Genomic DNA, 16,790 nt, shown 5'->3' on the forward strand with positions numbered 1-16,790 from the left:
GCTTTCCGGAGCGGCATAGATGCCTGAAAAACCCGTCATCATAATTACCGGATGTTCCTCGGGCATCGGAGCCCATTGTGCCGGCGCGCTTCACCGCGACGGCTGGAGGGTGTTTGCCACCGTGCGTCGCATCGTCGATATGGCCGCGCTCGAAAATCAGGGCATAGAAACCCTGATCATGGACTATACCAAGCCCGAAACCATCGCGGCTCTCGTGGATACGGTTGCGGCCAGAACCGGAGGCCGCATCGATGCGCTGTTCAACAACGGCGCCTATGGACAGCCGGGTGCTGTGGAGGATCTGCCGGTGGAAGCACTGCGGCAGCAATTCGAAACCAACGTCTTCGGCTGGCACGATCTGACGCGGCGGGTCATTCCCTTCATGCGCCAGCGCGGTTCAGGGCGCATCGTGCATTGCTCCTCCATTCTCGGCCTCGTTCCCTATCGTTATCGCGGCGCCTATACCGCATCGAAATTCGCCATCGAGGGCCTTGGCGTCACGCTGCGCATGGAACTTCAGGACAGCGGCATCCATGTGAGCATGATCGAACCGGGGCCGATCACGTCGAAATTCACCACGACGGCGCTTGCCCACGTCAGGGACAAGATCGATCTGGAAAACTCGGCCCATGCTGTGGAATACAAGCGTCAGCTGGCGAGGATGGATGGGTCCGGCCCGGTCAACCGCCACAAGCTTGGCCCCGATGCCGTTTACGCCGTGCTGAAACACGCCCTGACCGCCGCAAAGCCAAAACCGCATTATCCCGTCACCGTTCCCGCCAAACAGGGGCTGTTGCTGAAACGGCTCTTGCCTGCCGGACTGTTCTATCGTCTGCTGCGCAGATTCGATTGAGGAGGAGTACCCCCTAAATGTCCGGCTTCACCACTGTTCTGGCCCTTATCGTCATGGGCCTCGTTGTCATCGTGCTGATACGAGGCCTTTTCAACATGCTGAAGGGCCAAGACGCCAACCGTTCCAACAAGTTGATGCAGCTTCGCCTTCTGTTGCAGGCCATCGCCATCGTGCTCATCATGCTGACCCTTTGGCTCACCGGCGGCGGACGCTGACATGGTGAAACTGAACAAGATCTACACCCGCACCGGCGACAAGGGCACGACGGCGCTGGTGTCCGGTCCCCGCCGCCTGAAGCACGATCTTCGCGTCGAGGCCTATGGCACGGTGGACGAAACGAATTCGGCGATCGGCGTGGCGCGGCTGCATACCGCCAATACTGATATTGCCAGCATGGAAAAGCTGGATGCCATGCTGTTCCGCATCCAGAACGACATGTTCGACCTCGGCGCGGATCTCGCGACCCCGGAAACCGGCGAGCCGCCGGCCTACGAACCGCTGCGCATTGTCGAGAGCCAGGTCACGCGGCTGGAAAACGAAATCGACGACCTCAACTCCGCAATTGACCCCCTGACCTCCTTCGTGCTGCCGGGCGGCAATGCGGCGGCGGCCAATCTGCATCTGGCGCGCACGATCTGCCGACGCGCGGAACGGCTCATGGTGGAGCTCTCGGTTGCTGAAAACGAGATCGTCAGCCCGGAAGCGCTGAAATATGTCAATCGCCTGTCCGACTTCCTGTTCGTTGCCGCCCGTTTTGCCAATGACATGGGCAAGGCTGACATATTGTGGATTCCCGGCAAGAACCGCTAAAGCCTATCTCTCGCACAAACGAAGGGCGTTCGATGTTCATACCGCTGCACGATGCGAATTCCCTCAAACATATCCGGCTGCAATATGTCACGATCGGCCTGATCGTGGTCAACGTGCTGGTATGGCTATTTACCGGCGTGCTTGCCAGTGACGTCCAGGCCAATGCCGCAGCGCTCGGCCTCGGTTTCATCCCGGCTGTGGTGTTCGACTACGCTTACCTGGAGCCGGCCTTACAGGTGGTGCCGGATAACCTGACCGTCGTCACCTATGCGTTCCTGCATCTGGATTTCTTGCACATGGCAGGCAACATGCTGTTTCTGTGGGTCTTCGGCGACAACGTTGAGGACGCGCTCGGCCACTTCCGTTTCCTTATCTTTTACATCGCCTGCGCCATAGCCGGCGCGCTGTTGCACGGCTTTGTCGCACCCATGTCGGAAGGGCCGCTTATCGGTGCATCAGGCGCTGTTTCCGGCGTCGTCGCGGCCTATTTTCTCCTGCATCCCAAGGTGCGCGTCTGGGTTCTGGTGTTCATGCGCATTCCGTTGCCCTTGCCTGCCTTCATTCCGCTGGCGTTATGGATCGGACAGCAATTTCTGATGCTGGCACTTGGCCTTGAGGAAAATGTTTCCTGGGGGGCACATGTGGGCGGCATATTGGCCGGGGCTGTGATGGTAATTTTCATGCGCCGGCCGGACGTTCCCCTGTTCGACCGCACGATTGTTCCGCCAAGGGCGGCGCAGTTCAAGAATCCGTCGCAAACGGCGGGGTTGTCGCAAATCGAACGGGGCTATGACGGGAGCAGATGAGCCGTTGACGAAGAGATAAATTATTTACGTTAACGTCAACGTAAGGTATGCCTTGCGTGCATGTGATAATGAACATTGCTCCGTTGTATTTGCGGGAAAAATGCTTATCCATGTCGCCAACCTGTTTTTGGAGGTCCGCGCGGTCTTGTCGCCTCGCGGACAGGAGTTTGAGGAAAACCGCCGATGAAGATCCTTGTCCCTGTCAAACGAGTTGTTGATTACAACGTCAAGATCCGCGTGAAGTCGGATGGTTCGGGCGTTGAACTCGCGAATGTGAAGATGTCGATGAACCCGTTCGACGAAATCTCGGTGGAAGAGGCTCTGCGGCTGAAAGAAGCCGGCAAGGCTGAAGAAGTCGTGGTCGTGTCGATCGGGCCTGCCAAGGCGGAAGAGACGCTGCGCACGGCGCTCGCCATGGGTGCCGACCGCGCCATCCTGATCGAGACCGACGAGACGGTCGAACCGCTAGCCGTCGCCAAGCTTTTGAAGGGCGTGGCGGAAGCCGAGCAGCCCGGCCTCGTCATCGTCGGCAAGCAGGCGATCGACGACGACAGTAACCAGACCGGTCAGATGCTGGCCGCCCTTCTCGGCTGGGGCCAGGGCACCTTCGCCTCCAAGGTCGTACCGTCTGATGGCAAGGTCGCTGTGACGCGTGAAGTCGATGGCGGCCTGCAGACGGTCGAACTGAAACTTCCCGCTGTCGTGACCACCGATCTTCGTCTGAACGAGCCGCGTTATGCCTCGCTGCCGAACATCATGAAGGCAAAGAAGAAGCCGCTCGACAAGAAGACCCCGGCCGATTTCGGCGTCGATGTCACGCCGCGTCTGAAGGTGTTGAAGACCGAGGAGCCCGCAGGCCGCAAGGCCGGCATCAGGGTCGGCTCGGTGGCTGAGCTGGTCGAAAAGCTCAAAGCCGACGGCGTCCTCTAAGGTTTCGGAAAAGGGAGATTACAACATGGCCATTCTTCTTCTGGCAGAACACGACAACGCAACCCTTTCCGACCTGACGGCGAAGACGCTGACGGCGGCAACGCAGATTGGCGGCGACGTCCACGTGCTCGTTGCCGGCTCCGGTGCGAAGGGTGCCGCCGACGCGGCGGCGAAACTGTCCGGCGTTGCCAAGGTACTGCTTGCCGACGACGCATCCTATGCCAACGCGCTCGCCGAGCCGCTGGCGGCGCTGATCGTCTCGCTGAGCCCTTCCTATGACGTCATCATCGCACCGGCGACCGCTTCGGCCAAGAATGTCGCCCCGCGCGTCGCAGCCCTTCTCGATGTGGCCCAGGTCTCTGAAATCATCGAGGTCGTCAGCCCGGATACTTTCAAACGTCCGATCTATGCCGGCAACGCCATCCAGACGGTGCAGGCAAGCGACGCCAAGAAGGTCATTACCGTGCGCCCCACCGCGTTTGCGGCAGCCGCTGAAGGCGGTTCGGCACCGGTGGAAACCATCGGCGCTGCCGAGAACCCCGGCGTTTCTGTCTTTGTGTCCGACGCGCTCGCCTCTTCCGATCGTCCGGAACTGACCTCTGCGAAGATCATCATCTCGGGCGGTCGCGCACTCGGCTCCTCGGAAAAGTTCCGCGAAGTGATCCTGCCGGTTGCCGACAAGCTCGGTGCAGCCGTCGGCGCATCGCGCGCAGCCGTCGATGCGGGTTATGCACCGAACGACTGGCAGGTCGGTCAGACCGGCAAGGTCGTGGCACCGCAGCTTTACATCGCTGCCGGCATTTCGGGCGCCATCCAGCATCTGGCCGGCATGAAGGACTCGAAGGTCATCGTAGCCATCAACAAGGACGAGGAAGCGCCGATCTTCCAGGTTGCCGATTACGGCCTCGTCGCAGACCTGTTCGAGGCTCTGCCGGAACTCCAGAAGGCTCTGTGATTTTAAGCCTTTAGCCAAAGGCGGCGCGTTTTTTGAACGCGCCGCCTTCTCTTTTTCGGCGATATGCGTAACATCGCCGCAAATGACGCAGATGAAATCCCATGAGGAGACCAGCATATGACCGCCCCCTTTAAAAACATCGGTATCATCGGAGCCGGTCAAATGGGTTGCGGCATCGCGCATGTTTCCGCCTTGGCCGGTTACAAGGTGCACATTTACGATCTTTCCAAGGACGGCATCGAAGCCGGCCTTGCAACGATCAACGGCAATCTTGCCCGTCAGGTCACCAACGGCAAGCTCTCCGACGACGCCCGCAAAGATGCGCTCGCGCTCATCAGCGGTTCGACTGACGTCAACGATCTGGCGCCCATGGATCTGGTCATTGAGGCTGCTACCGAAAACGAGGAAATCAAACGCAAGATCTATGCGCAGATCTGCCCGGTACTGAAGCCCGAAGCGCTTTTGGCCACCAACACGTCTTCGCTCTCCATCACTCGCCTTGCGTCCGCGACCGATCGCCCCGAACAGTTCATGGGCATCCACTTCATGAACCCGGTGCCTGTGATGAAGCTGGTGGAGCTGGTGCGCGGTATCGCCACCAACGAAAAGACCTTCGATGCGGCGAAGGACTATGTGCGGACGCTGGAAAAGGCGATCACCGTCGCCGAGGATTTCCCCGCCTTCATCGTCAACCGCATCCTGCTGCCGATGATCAACGAGGCGATCTACACGCTCTATGAGGGCGTCGGTTCGGTGGAAGCAATCGACACCGCCATGCGGCTCGGCGCCAACCATCCGATGGGACCGTTGCAGCTTGCCGACTTCATCGGTCTCGACACCTGTTTGTCGATCATGCAGGTGCTGCATGACGGGCTGGCCGACAGCAAATACCGCCCCTGCCCGCTGCTGGTGAAATATGTCGAGGCCGGCTGGCTCGGCCGCAAATCTGGTCGCGGTTTTTACGATTACCGTGGCGAGACACCTGTTCCGACGCGCTAAGGCGCAAGAGATATTCCTCGGATATCATTCGAGGTGACGGGAGGAAAATCCCTCCCGCACTGGACAATTATTTAGCCTTCACTGCCGATACCAACGCCTTGGCATCTTCGCTGTCCCAGGCTGCCGGACCGTTCATGGCGGCAATCAGGCAGCCTTTTTCGTCCAGAAGAAGCGTGGCGGGAAGGCCGAAAGCCAGCCCTTCCTTTTTCAGAACATTGAAGACGCCCATGGAGCTGTCGCGGTAAAGTTTCAGCGCGTCGATCTTGTATTCGTCAATGAAGGCTTTCGGTTTTTCGTCCGCGCCGGTGTCGATATTGACCGCAACAACCTCAAAGCCATCGCTGCCCTTTTCCTTCTCCAGTGCGTTTAGCGCAGGCATTTCCTCCCGGCATGGCACGCACCAGGTGGCCCACAGATTGAGGAGAACCGCCTTGCCCTTGAGATCGGCAAGCGACATGTCCGACCCTTGCGGACCCTTGAAAGACAGCGGGATGACGCGCGGCGTATCCGTGGCCGACATGGCCGCCACCTGGCCCTTCAGAAGGGGTTTCAGCGAGGCGATGCGGTTTGCCGCACCTTCACATAAACCGGCCTCGGCAACCGCTGCCCCTTGAACCGGGCTCTCAGACCCAATATGCCTGAACCAGACCGCACCCGCGCCGAACACGACACCGGCAACGGCAGCAATTGCAACCAATCTGGCGGAAGGAAGCCTGAACGGCCTTTTTTCTGTCATCGAATACTCCAGGGCACGCAGAACATGGCTGACGGCACAGATCAGAAATCCTCCAACCAGATGTGGGGCGGACGTTTCGCTTCCGGGCCATCAGCCATCATGGAAGAGATAAATGCCTCCATCGGCTTCGACAAGAAGCTTTATGCCCAGGACATCCGCGGCTCTATAGCGCATGCCACCATGCTGGCGGAAAAAGGCATTATTTCGCAGGAAGATAAAGACAAGATCGTTCACGGCCTGAACACGATCCTGTCAGAAATCGAGGCCGGCAGCTTCGAATTCTCGCGCAAGCTCGAAGACATTCACATGAACATCGAGGCGCGACTTGCCACCCTCATCGGCACGGCGGCAGGGCGGCTGCACACCGCCCGCTCGCGCAACGACCAGGTGGCGCTTGATTTCCGCCTCTGGGTCAAGGAAGAGCTGCAGAAGACGGAAGGCATGCTGACCGCGCTCATCTCCGCCTTCCTCGACCGCGCCGAGGAAAATGCCGATACGGTCATGCCCGGCTTCACCCATCTGCAGACGGCCCAGCCCGTCACCTTCGGCCATCATTGCATGGCCTATGTGGAAATGTTCGGCCGTGACCGCGCCCGCGTGCGTCACGCGATCGAACATCTGGATGAAAGCCCGATCGGTGCAGCAGCGCTGGCCGGCACCGGTTATCCTATCGACCGCCACATGACGGCAAAGGCGCTCGGCTTCCGCGAGCCGACCCGCAACTCCATCGACACCGTTTCCGACCGCGATTTCGCACTGGAGTTCCTGTCGATCGCCTCAATCTGCGCCACGCACCTGTCGCGCCTCGCCGAAGAAATCGTCATCTGGTCGACGCCGCAATTCGGCTTTATCCGCCTGTCCGATGCCTTTTCCACCGGCTCGTCGATCATGCCGCAGAAGAAGAACCCCGACGCCGCCGAACTGGTGCGCGCCAAGACCGGCCGCATCAACGGCTCGCTGGTGGCGCTTCTGACTGTGATGAAGGGCCTGCCACTCGCCTATTCCAAGGACATGCAGGAAGACAAGGAACAGGTTTTCGATGCCGCCGAAAGCCTGGAACTGGCCATCGCCGCCATGACCGGCATGATCCGCGACCTTGAGGTGCGCAAGGACCGCATGCGTGCGGCCGCCGGTTCGGGCTATTCCACCGCCACCGATCTTGCTGACTGGCTGGTGCGCGAGGCAGGCCTGCCCTTCCGCGACGCCCACCATGTGACCGGAAATGCGGTGGCACTGGCGGAAAAGAAAGGCTGCGATCTGGCCGATCTTTCGCTGGAAGACCTGCAGGCGATCCATCCGGCCATTACAAGCGGCGTTTTCGACGTCCTTTCAGTCGAGGCATCGGTTGCCAGCCGCACCAGCTTCGGCGGCACGGCTCCTTCCGAGGTCAAGAAGCAGATCGCCTGGTGGCGTGGACGCAACTAACGCATCGGACCGAAAAGTGTGAAGCGGTTTTCGGAAAATCCGATGCGCAGACAAATTAAAATGGGCGGCGGAAACGATTCCATTTTTCTCCGCCGCCCTCATAAATCTGCGTTACGCTGCGATCACAAGAAACAGGGTGCACAAGCGCCCTGTTTTTCGTTATCAGAGAAGCACATATTTCCTTTGGACAGGCTCATGCTTTCAAAAACCGCGCGCAATCTCATCGTTCCCATCAGCATGACGCTCGCCGTCAGTCTTGCTCTCAGTGCCTGCGGGCGAAAAGGCGATATCGATCCGCCGAGCACGCCGGTCGAAATGCGCAACAAGCGCAATGCCGACGGAACCGAGACGAAGCCGGCAACGGCGGAGCGGCCGTTCATCCTCGACAAGCTTCTCTGACGGGAAAAAGCCTGTGAACCATTTTGGCTATATCGACGGCGTGCTTCACGCCGAAAACGTGCCCGTGCCTCAGATCGCCAAGGCGGTCGGCACGCCGTTCTATGTCTATTCGACCGCGACGCTGGAGCGCCACTACAAGGTGTTCTCAGGCGCTTTCGCCGATGTGGACGCCATGGTCTGTTACGCCATGAAGGCCAATTCCAACCAGGCCGTTCTGAAGACGCTGGCAAAGCTTGGCGCGGGTATCGACGTGGTATCCGGCGGCGAATTGCGCCGCGCGCTTGGCGCCGGTGTACCGGCAAACCGCATCATGTTCTCCGGCGTCGGCAAGACGGTGGCGGAAATGGATTACGCGCTGGAAGCCGGCATCTACTGCTTCAACATCGAATCCGAGCCGGAGCTTGAGGTCCTCAACCTGCGCGCCGTCAAAGCCGGAAAAAGGGCGCATGTGTCCTTCCGCATCAATCCGGATGTGGATGCGCGCACTCATGCCAAGATTTCCACCGGCAAAAAAGAGAACAAGTTCGGCATTTCCTATGAGCGGGCGCGTGCGGTCTATGCCCATGCCGCCACGCTGCCCGGCATCGAAGTCACCGGCATCGACATGCATATCGGCAGCCAGATCACAGAATTGCAGCCCTTCGAGGATGCGTTCCGTTTGCTGCGCGAACTGGTGGAATCCCTGCGCACGGACGGGCACACGATCAGCCACGTCGATATCGGCGGCGGTCTCGGCATTCCCTACCGCGAGGACAATAATCCGCCGCCGCTGCCGGATGCCTATGCGCATATCGTCAAGAACGAGCTGAAGAGCCTCAACTGCAAGATCATCACCGAACCGGGACGCCTGATCGTCGGCAATGCCGGCATTCTGGTGACGGAAGTGATCTATGTAAAGGATGGCGGCGAAAAGAACTTCGTGATTGTCGATGGCGCGATGAACGACCTCATCCGCCCGACGCTTTACGAGGCCTATCACGGCATCCGCCCGGTCGTGCAGCCCGCGGTAGACGCCCCTCGCATCAAGGCCGATATCGTTGGCCCCGTCTGCGAAACGGGTGACTATCTGGCGCTGGACCGCGAGATGGCCGCACCGCAGCCGGGTGATCTGATTGCCGTCAGCTCCGCCGGTGCTTACGGCGCCGTGCAGGCAGGCACCTATAATTCGCGCCTGCTGGTGCCGGAAGTGCTGGTAAAGGGTGACAAGTTCCACGTCATCCGCCCGCGCGGAACCTATGAGGAGCTGATCGCTCTCGATTCAGTACCCGCCTGGCTCGATTGATCCGCCATATATCCGGCTTGGTCGATCACAATTGAGCGAAGCTGCCTAAAAAATGGGGGTGAGCATCCGCTTGCCCTCGTCTTCGCCACAAAGAATGTTATCCTTGCTTCTCATAATACAAGCAGCTCGCCGTTCCGGGAATGGCGTTTGACGTGGCCAGAACCGGGAGGACGGATTGATGACCACAGCCGGAGAGGACAGGACAGGCAGGAAGCGCCCAACCGGCGCATTCGCGCAGCGGCCGGATCTTGCCCGCCGGGTTGCGGCTAAACGCTTCTTCGCAAAAATCGTGTTGTTTTCGGAAAGAGTAGCACCGAAGACGCTGTGGCCGCTTTCCATCGCCGCCGCGTTTCTGGCGCTCGCATGGTTCGGACTTTACCGTCAGATGCCTGATTTCGTGCGGCTGGGCATCGTTTTCCTGCTGGTTTTCGGTTTCATCAGCACCATCCTGCCAATCGTCCGGCTGAAATGGCCGACAGACAACGACGCGTCCCGCCTTCTGGAAGAACGCAATGGTCTCGCTCACCAGCCAGTCGGCGTGCAGGAAGACGAACCGGCGTTGGACACCCCCATTTCCCGCGCCTTGTGGAAAGAACACCAGATCCGTATGGCGGAACGCATCGCCGCGCTGAATGCCGGCCTGCCGAAACCCGATATCGCCCGTTACGACCGCTCGGCACTACGCGCCATTCCCGCCCTTTTTCTGGTTGTCGCCTTCGGTTTTTCCTATTCCAATGGTGCAGGCACGATTGCAGATGCCTTCCGTAGCCGACCGGCAGCCGGTCCGCTCAATCCCGATATCCGTCTCGACGCCTGGGTCACGCCGCCCGCCTATACCGGCCGCGCCCCGATTTTTCTGACAGGGCGCGATGCGACAGGCCACGACGCGGTGTCCGTGCCACAATCCTCCAAACTGACGATCCGTATGACCGGTGGCGATGGCGGCGAGGAAGTGACCTTCGAGCCTGAGACCGCCGGCGCCCTGCAGAAGCTTGCCCCCGAAGCGGCACGCGCCGACAGCGCAAGTGGCGATGTGGCGGCACAGACAGAAAAACGCGCGCCGGATCAACCTGTTACGCCGCGCACCTTTGCGATGGATGTGACCGAAAGCGGCATGATCACCGCCAATGGCGAACAATGGGTGTTCAACGTCATTCCTGACCAGCCACCGACCATCGGCTTCGACAACATGCCGCGCCGCGCCGTCAATGGTGCGCTGGAGGTGGGTTTCACCGCCAAGGACGACTATGGCATCAAGGAAGCCCACGCCATCATCGAGCCGCTTGGCGTTGCGGAGGGTGCAACAGCACTTTACCCGCCGCCGGAATTCAAGCTCGACCTGCCGCGGCAGAACAACCGCGAGATCAAGGGGCTGACCAGCCGCAACCTGACCGAACATCCCATGGCAGGTAAGCGCGTGCGCATCACGCTGGTGGCAACAGACGGTGCCGGCCAGACCGGCCGCAGCCCCGCGCATGAAATGGTGCTGCCGGGCCGCAATTTCTCTGAACCGCTGGCGGCTTCGGTTGCGGAACAGCGGCAGATATTCTCGCTCGACACGCGCCAGATGCCAAAGGCGATCGCCTATAACGAGGCGGTTGGTCTGCGTCCGGAAGAAACCATTCCCAACACCACGCACTATCTCCTGCTGCAATCGGCGCAGACCCGGATGCGGCTCGCCTATAATGAGGAGATGCTGAAGAACACCGCCGATTATCTCTGGGAGATCGCGCTCGGCATCGAGGATGGTGATCTTTCGCAGGCGGAAAAACGCCTGCGTGATGCGCAGACAGCGCTTTCCGAGGCGCTTCAGCGCAATGCCTCCGATGAGGAAATCGCCAAGCTGATGCAGGAACTGCGTGAGGCGATGCAGCAGTTCATGAGCGAGCTTGCACAGCGCATGCAGAATGCGCCGCAAGCCAACATGAACCAGCAGGCACAAAACGTGTTGCGGCAGCGCGATCTGGAAAACATGATGAACCAGATCGAAAACCTCGCGCGCTCCGGCAACCGTGACGCAGCACAGGAAATGCTCTCGCAGCTGCAACGCATGATGAACAACCTGCAGGCGGGACGGCCGCAACGTCAGGGCCAGCAGGGGCAGCAGCAAAGCAGCAAGATGCGCCAGCAGATCGACAAGCTGGGTGAAATTCTGCAACAGCAGCAGAAGCTGATGGACGAGACCTTCAAGCTCGATCAGGCGCTGCGTGACCGCATGCAGCGCGGCGACCCGCAGGATGGCGGCGAAGGTCAGGACCCGCAGACGGGTGAAAACGGTGAATCACCGCAACAGGGCCAGCAGGGCCAGCAGGGCGAGAACGGCCAGCAAGGCGGACAGCCGAGCGAGCAGATGACGGCCGAACAATTGCGCGAGGCGCTGAAAAATCTGAGGGCGCAGCAGGACGCGCTCGGCAAGCAGCTGGGCGAATTGCAGCAGGGCCTTCGTGATCTCGGCATGGAGCCGGGCGAAAACTTCGGCAAGGCGCAGCAGGAAATGGAAGGCGCCGGCGAAGCACTCGGCAAAAGCCAGGGCGAACAGGCGGTCGAGGGTCAGGGCAATGCGCTGAACGCGCTGCGACAGGGCGCGCAGGATATGATGGGCCAGATCATGCAGGCCATGCGCCAGCAGGGACAGCAGCCCGGACAAGGGCAGGAAGGCATGGCGGGCCAAGGCGGACAGAACGGCCGCGATCCACTCGGCCGTCCGCGCAGCACAACCGGCCCCGATTTCGGCGACCAGGTGAAGGTGCCTGATGAGATCGACGTGCAGCGCGCCCGCGAAATTCTCGAGGCTATCCGCGAAAAGCTAGGCAACAACCCGCCGGGTGAAATCGAGCGGCGTTATCTGGAGCGGTTGCTGGATATACGGTGAGGATGGAGGCCGCCATTCCTAGCGATCGGGCCTGTTTAACCTCGCGCATTTTTGAGGAAAGGCCAGCTTATCAAACACTCAACGTCATCCTCGGCCTTGTCCCGAGCATGACGGCGGAGAGAGTTGACAACTCCGCAACAAAAAAGGCGGCCCAAAGGGCCGCCCTTTCTCAAATCTCTGTAGCCTTATCGCTCAGGCCGCAAGCGCCCGCGCAACGGCCTTGCGGATATCCGGAAGCGCAAAAGGTTTTGAAACCACGTCCACGATCTTTTCTGCCAGATCATCAGCACGTTCGCGCTGTTCGGCATAACCCGTCATCAACAGGATGCGCATGGCCGGGAAGCGTTCGGCGGCGCGGTGCGCCAGCTCGATGCCATCCATGACCGGCATGCGGATATCCGAAAGAAGGAGATCGAAATTGGTTTCCTGAAGCTTCTCCAGCCCCTGCTCGCCGTCTGCCGCCTCGTGGGTCTCGTGACCGTCGAGACGCAGCGCACGGGCAACGAAAGCCCGCAATGCATCCTCATCTTCGGTAATCAGAATCTTCGCCATTAATCATTGCTCCTGGGCATCATTTCCAGCCGTGAGCAACATCGCAGGCTCCTCTTTTCAAGAGGTAAACACCCAGGGTTTCGCTGGGTGAATGGTTAATGAGGCGTCTCCGGCATGTCCCATCCCGGCACGGCAGAAATCGTCAGGCGTCGCCCGTGACGACGCCTACGAAGGGTAGTTCGCGGAAGGCGTAAGCCACATCCATGCCGTAACCGACAACGAAATAATCGGGACATTCGAAACCGACATAGTCGGCCTCCAGATCTTCCTTGCGCTTGACCTTCTTGTCGAGCAGCACGGCGATGGTGACGTGACGGGCGCCGCGTTCGTAAAGCAGTTCCTTGGCGAAACGCAGCGTGCGGCCGGATTCGAGAATATCGTCGATCAGAAGAACATCGCGGTCCTTCACGTCGCTGTCGATATCCTTGACGATCTTCACCCCTTGCGAAACGGTGCCGGCACCGTAGCTCGAAAGCGTGATGAATTCGACTTCGGGGGCAAGGCCGCTGTCATGCAGCGCGCGGATGAGATCGGCCGCGAAAATGAACGATCCCTTGAGCACGGCGATGACCAGCAAATCCTTGGTCGGGCCGCTCGCTATATGCTTGGCCATGTCGCGATTGCGCTCGGCAATCTGCTCGGCGATGTAAAGCGGCTCAATGTTTTTTCCACGGACAACGGGCATTCTTTCTCCTGTGCTGCGCCTTGCCGATTTTACCTTTCAGTAAAAATACGAAGACCACGCGTTAGCACAGTCAACGTTCGGAAGCACCCGCTTCGACGAAGGAAAGCTTGATCTCAGGCGTTTTTCCACCGGGATGGCGCAACTTTGCCGAAAATCCGTGGCTGAAACCGGGCTGCATCTGCCTGACCGGCGGTTCGATGACCATGCTGGCGACCAGTTGCCCCTTGGCAACAAAGAGGTCGGCGCGAAGTGCCGGCACCTCTTCCAGAGCGGTACCGTTGTTCTCCACAATACCGTTGATGAGCAGGACATCCATGCCGCCAGCCTCCTGCGGCGTGATGGTGACATGGGAAATGGCAAGCGGGTTTGCGGCCGCAACGACCGGCTTTTCCGGCACGACCACCGACAGGCCGCCTGAGCAGATGAAAACAAAAATGACGAGCGCCGCAACCAGCGCCGAATAGGCATCCACAGACAGGCGCGACAATTTGCGGTCCACCCAGCCGATGAACGCGTAACCAAGAGCACTGGCGGTGACGGGCGGTTTTTCCATCTGCCGGCGCATCGCGCCGCGATTATCGTTTCCGGGCTGACGGACACGGTTTTCCTTGATGGTGACAAATTCCGCGTCTACCACATCGGGGCCGGTGTGGGTTGCCCGCGCCGTCCGGCGCACTGGCGCTTCCGGCATCAGGAGGTCGAAATCGAATGCCGCTTGCCGGCGAGATGAACGGAACATAGCCATAGAATTCCTTGGGTGAGGTTTTCCGGCCCGCAAAACTGGGCATTGCAACGAATCCTGCCAAGTTTTAAATTTAATTGGTTAATGCTTCGCAAAAACGGCTCGCATAGGCCATCGGAACCGGGTTAAACGGCGCATCCGGGCCTCACGCGCCAGCGGTTTGCGAACCACCACGAAACGAAGAGACTGGAAGTCCGTTGATCCATTTCGAAAATGTCGGGTTGCGTTACGGCATGGGCCCCGAAATCCTGAGGGACATGACCTTCGACATTCCCAAGGGTTCGTTCCAGTTTCTGACCGGCCCTTCCGGTGCCGGCAAAACCACGTTCCTGCGCCTGCTGCTGATGTCGCTGCAGCCCACACGCGGCAATATCCGCATGTTCAACCGCGATGTGTCGCGCATTCCGCGCAGCGAGTTACCCATGCTGCGCCGCCGCGTCGGGATCGTCTTTCAGGATTTCCGGCTGCTCGATCATCTGACGACCTATGAGAATGTCGCCCTGCCGCTGCGTGTGCGCGGCAAGGAAGAAAGCGCCTACCGCAACGACGTCATCGAGCTTCTGAAATGGGTCGGGCTTGGCGAGCGCATCAATGTGCTTCCGGCCATCCTCTCCGGTGGAGAAAAGCAACGCGCCGCCATTGCCCGTGCATTGATGGACCAGCCGGAAATCTTGCTGGCCGACGAGCCGACCGGCAACGTCGACCCGCCGATGGCCAAGCGCCTTCTCAACCTCTTTCTGGAGCTCAACCGGCTGGGTACCGCTGTGGTCATCGCCACCCATGATTTCGGCCTGATGGACCAGATCGACGCACGCCGGATGATCCTCACCGAAGGGCGGCTCGACATCTATGAATGAGATCAACCGCAAACAGTTAAGACCAGAGGCGACCGCACCGAAGCGGCCGCCGATGCGTATCCGCCCGATGGCACCCATTCTGCCGCCCTCTAACATTCAGGGCAATGCGCTGATGGTGGTGATCGCCATCATGGCCTTTCTCGCCTGCCTGACGCTTGGTGCCGTTTCCATGGTGCGTGCCACCGCCGCCACCTGGCAGAGCCAGATTTCCCGCGAAATCACCATTCAGATCAAACCCGAGGACGGGCTGGACATGAATGCAGCGCTCACCAAGGCACGTTCTCTGGCGCTCACCTTCGTCGGCACGCGGGATGGCACGATCCTCGATGATGCCGCCACCGCGCGTCTTCTGGAGCCGTGGCTCGGCAGTGGCCTCGATCTTTCCGAACTGCCGGTGCCGCGCCTCGTCGTGATTACCATCGATGAAAACCACCCGCCCGATTTTCAGGCCATGCGCGATATGCTGAAAGCTGAAATTCCACAGGCGTTTCTGGATGACCACCGTACATGGGTCGACAGGCTCGTCTCCATGGCCAGGACCACTGTCATGATCGGCGTCGGGGTCCTGATCCTCGTCTTCACCGCCATGGTGCTGACGGTGGTGTTTGCAACGCGCGGCGCGCTTTCCGGCAACCGGCACATCGTCGAGGTGCTGCATTTCGTCGGCGCCGAAAGCAGCTTCGTCGCGCGGGAATTCCAGAAGCACTTCCTGAAGATCAGCCTGAAAGGTGCGGCAGCGGGCAGCGCCCTCGCCGCGGCAGTTTTCCTTGCCGCCGGTTTCTGGCAATCGAGCACGGTTGCAACGCCGCAAAGCGATCAGGCAAGTGCGCTTTTCGGCTCCTTTTCCGTTGGCCTCAGTGGTTATATCGGCATCGCCACGACGATGATCATCATCGCGCTGCTCACCACGATCACCGCGCGTGTGACCGTCATCCGCACGATCGACGATATCGACCGCGTCCGTTCCGATCCGTCTAAAAGCGACGGTGTCGCATCGTGACGACGTCTCCCGGATCTCGCGAGGAAACTGCACCCTTCACACGCCGGATGTAACTTGCGGACGGTGGACAAAAATGCCTGTTCCTTGCCTTAATCGGCGAGTATTCAGGAGGAATGTTTGTGAGTCGGACGGACCATGATCAGGAGCAGACGACCACGCGACAGGCAAAAAAGGGCCTGTTGTCGCGGCGAAGTCGCCTGCGCCGTTTTATTCGCGGTCTCATCCTTCTTTGCGTCATTACTCTCGGGGCTTTTTCCGGCGGTTTTTTGTGGTTCGCAGATTCGGTCGCCTCCATGCGCCCGCCCGAAGGCGCCAAGGGCGACGCGATCATCGTTCTGACCGGTGGTTATCAGCGCATCGAACAGGCGGTCGGCCTGCTGCGGGACGGCGTTGGCAAGCGCCTTCTGATTTCCGGCGTCAATCCGGCCACCACCCGCACGCAAATCCGCAAGATGACGCAAGGCTCTTCGGACATGTTTTCCTGCTGCGTGGACATGGGCTACAAGGCCATAGACACCATCGGCAATGCCAACGAGGCGGCGAGCTGGATACGCGACCACGGTTATTCCTCCATCGTCGTCGTTACGAACAATTACCATATGCATCGCAGCCTGCATGAACTGCACAATGCCAGCCCGCAGACCCAATTCATCGCCTATCCCGTTATCAGCGCCGACCTTGCCCGCACCAACTGGTTCGCGGAGCCAGATGTGGTCCGGACCATGCTCTACGAATACATGAAATTCGTGATTGCAGCAGGACGCGACCTGACCGGGCTCGGCAAGGGCGACGGGTTGCGCAAGGCGGGCGCCGATCACCCCACGATCAAGGCGGCAACCTCCTCCCCGTGAATGGAAAGAACGGAGAGAACACGCTTGCTGCGGAGC

18 protein-coding genes are annotated in these 16,790 nt (G+C 59.9%); 14 read left to right on the forward strand and 4 right to left on the reverse strand.

All coding sequences use genetic code 11. The features are described from left to right. Positions 1 to 19 precede the first annotated feature (19 nt). From FB593_RS11285 to FB593_RS11315, 7 genes are all read left to right on the forward strand, one after another. A complete protein-coding gene (locus tag FB593_RS11285; RefSeq protein WP_003511316.1) occupies positions 20 to 853 on the forward strand; it encodes an SDR family oxidoreductase in 834 nt (277 codons plus the stop codon). Positions 854 to 870: 17 nt separating this feature from the next. Beyond that, positions 871 to 1,068, forward strand: coding sequence for a twin transmembrane helix small protein (locus FB593_RS11290; protein ID WP_003497428.1), 198 nt, complete (start codon positions 871 to 873; stop codon positions 1,066 to 1,068). A 1-nt stretch (position 1,069) separates the two neighbouring features. Further along, a complete protein-coding gene (locus tag FB593_RS11295; RefSeq protein WP_065659670.1) occupies positions 1,070 to 1,663 on the forward strand; it encodes a cob(I)yrinic acid a,c-diamide adenosyltransferase in 594 nt (197 codons plus the stop codon). Between the two features lie 32 nt (positions 1,664 to 1,695). Beyond that, positions 1,696 to 2,469: a rhomboid family intramembrane serine protease gene (locus FB593_RS11300; protein ID WP_145166571.1), complete on the forward strand. Its 774-nt coding sequence runs from the start codon at positions 1,696 to 1,698 to the stop codon at positions 2,467 to 2,469. Between the two features lie 183 nt (positions 2,470 to 2,652). Further along, complete coding sequence (locus tag FB593_RS11305) at positions 2,653 to 3,399, forward strand: electron transfer flavoprotein subunit beta/FixA family protein (RefSeq protein ID WP_013761780.1); 747 nt, start codon at positions 2,653 to 2,655, stop codon at positions 3,397 to 3,399. A 25-nt stretch (positions 3,400 to 3,424) separates the two neighbouring features. After that, positions 3,425 to 4,354 (forward strand): electron transfer flavoprotein subunit alpha/FixB family protein, encoded by a 930-nt coding sequence (locus FB593_RS11310; RefSeq protein WP_003511321.1) that lies wholly within the window; start codon positions 3,425 to 3,427, stop codon positions 4,352 to 4,354. Between the two features lie 117 nt (positions 4,355 to 4,471). Further along, positions 4,472 to 5,353 (forward strand): 3-hydroxybutyryl-CoA dehydrogenase, encoded by an 882-nt coding sequence (locus FB593_RS11315; protein ID WP_013761782.1) that lies wholly within the window; start codon positions 4,472 to 4,474, stop codon positions 5,351 to 5,353. A gap of 67 nt (positions 5,354 to 5,420) precedes the next feature. Here the strand turns inward: FB593_RS11315 and tlpA are convergent, their stop codons facing one another. Continuing rightward, positions 5,421 to 6,089 (reverse strand): thiol:disulfide interchange protein TlpA, encoded by a 669-nt coding sequence (gene tlpA, locus FB593_RS11320; RefSeq protein WP_003511324.1) that lies wholly within the window; start codon positions 6,087 to 6,089, stop codon positions 5,421 to 5,423. 24 nt (positions 6,090 to 6,113) lie between these two features. On the opposite strand from tlpA, the gene argH reads away from it, so the two are divergent. The 4 genes from argH to FB593_RS11340 all read left to right on the forward strand — a co-directional run bounded on the left by argH (position 6,114) and on the right by FB593_RS11340 (position 12,067). Continuing rightward, the gene (argH, locus tag FB593_RS11325) at positions 6,114 to 7,514 is read left to right on the forward strand and encodes an argininosuccinate lyase (RefSeq protein WP_003511325.1); all 1,401 of its coding nucleotides are present in this window, start codon (positions 6,114 to 6,116) and stop codon (positions 7,512 to 7,514) included. Between the two features lie 195 nt (positions 7,515 to 7,709). Continuing rightward, on the forward strand, positions 7,710 to 7,913 hold the full coding sequence (gene lptM, locus FB593_RS27515; RefSeq protein WP_019564864.1) for an LPS translocon maturation chaperone LptM: 204 nt from the start codon (positions 7,710 to 7,712) through the stop codon (positions 7,911 to 7,913). Between the two features lie 13 nt (positions 7,914 to 7,926). Continuing rightward, positions 7,927 to 9,195, forward strand: a complete 1,269-nt coding sequence (gene lysA / locus FB593_RS11335) for a diaminopimelate decarboxylase (protein WP_145166572.1) — start codon at positions 7,927 to 7,929, stop codon at positions 9,193 to 9,195. A gap of 178 nt (positions 9,196 to 9,373) precedes the next feature. Then, complete coding sequence (locus FB593_RS11340; protein WP_019564866.1) at positions 9,374 to 12,067, forward strand: TIGR02302 family protein; 2,694 nt, start codon at positions 9,374 to 9,376, stop codon at positions 12,065 to 12,067. A gap of 192 nt (positions 12,068 to 12,259) precedes the next feature. Here FB593_RS11340 and FB593_RS11345 read toward each other — a convergent pair whose 3' ends face one another. From FB593_RS11345 to FB593_RS11355, 3 genes are all read right to left on the reverse strand, one after another. Beyond that, complete coding sequence (locus FB593_RS11345; protein ID WP_003511329.1) at positions 12,260 to 12,619, reverse strand: response regulator; 360 nt, start codon at positions 12,617 to 12,619, stop codon at positions 12,260 to 12,262. 142 nt (positions 12,620 to 12,761) lie between these two features. Next, on the reverse strand, positions 12,762 to 13,304 hold the full coding sequence (gene hpt, locus FB593_RS11350; RefSeq protein ID WP_145166573.1) for a hypoxanthine phosphoribosyltransferase: 543 nt from the start codon (positions 13,302 to 13,304) through the stop codon (positions 12,762 to 12,764). 70 nt (positions 13,305 to 13,374) lie between these two features. Next, positions 13,375 to 14,043: a hypothetical protein gene (locus FB593_RS11355; protein WP_035199624.1), complete on the reverse strand. Its 669-nt coding sequence runs from the start codon at positions 14,041 to 14,043 to the stop codon at positions 13,375 to 13,377. Between the two features lie 200 nt (positions 14,044 to 14,243). On the opposite strand from FB593_RS11355, the gene ftsE reads away from it, so the two are divergent. The 3 genes from ftsE to FB593_RS11370 all read left to right on the forward strand — a co-directional run bounded on the left by ftsE (position 14,244) and on the right by FB593_RS11370 (position 16,754). Next, positions 14,244 to 14,903, forward strand: a complete 660-nt coding sequence (gene ftsE / locus FB593_RS11360) for a cell division ATP-binding protein FtsE (protein WP_003511334.1) — start codon at positions 14,244 to 14,246, stop codon at positions 14,901 to 14,903. Then, positions 14,896 to 15,903 carry a cell division protein FtsX gene (locus tag FB593_RS11365; protein WP_065687913.1) on the forward strand — a complete coding sequence of 336 codons (1,008 nt, stop codon included), beginning with the start codon at positions 14,896 to 14,898 and terminating at the stop codon, positions 15,901 to 15,903. Before ftsE ends, FB593_RS11365 begins: the two co-directional genes overlap by 8 nt. Positions 15,904 to 16,016: 113 nt before the next feature. After that, the gene (locus tag FB593_RS11370) at positions 16,017 to 16,754 is read left to right on the forward strand and encodes a YdcF family protein (RefSeq protein WP_003511336.1); all 738 of its coding nucleotides are present in this window, start codon (positions 16,017 to 16,019) and stop codon (positions 16,752 to 16,754) included. The last annotated feature ends 36 nt before the right edge of the window (positions 16,755 to 16,790 follow it).

This window comes from Rhizobium sp. SJZ105, assembly GCF_007828365.1.
Taxonomy (GTDB): domain Bacteria; phylum Pseudomonadota; class Alphaproteobacteria; order Rhizobiales; family Rhizobiaceae; genus Agrobacterium; species Agrobacterium tumefaciens.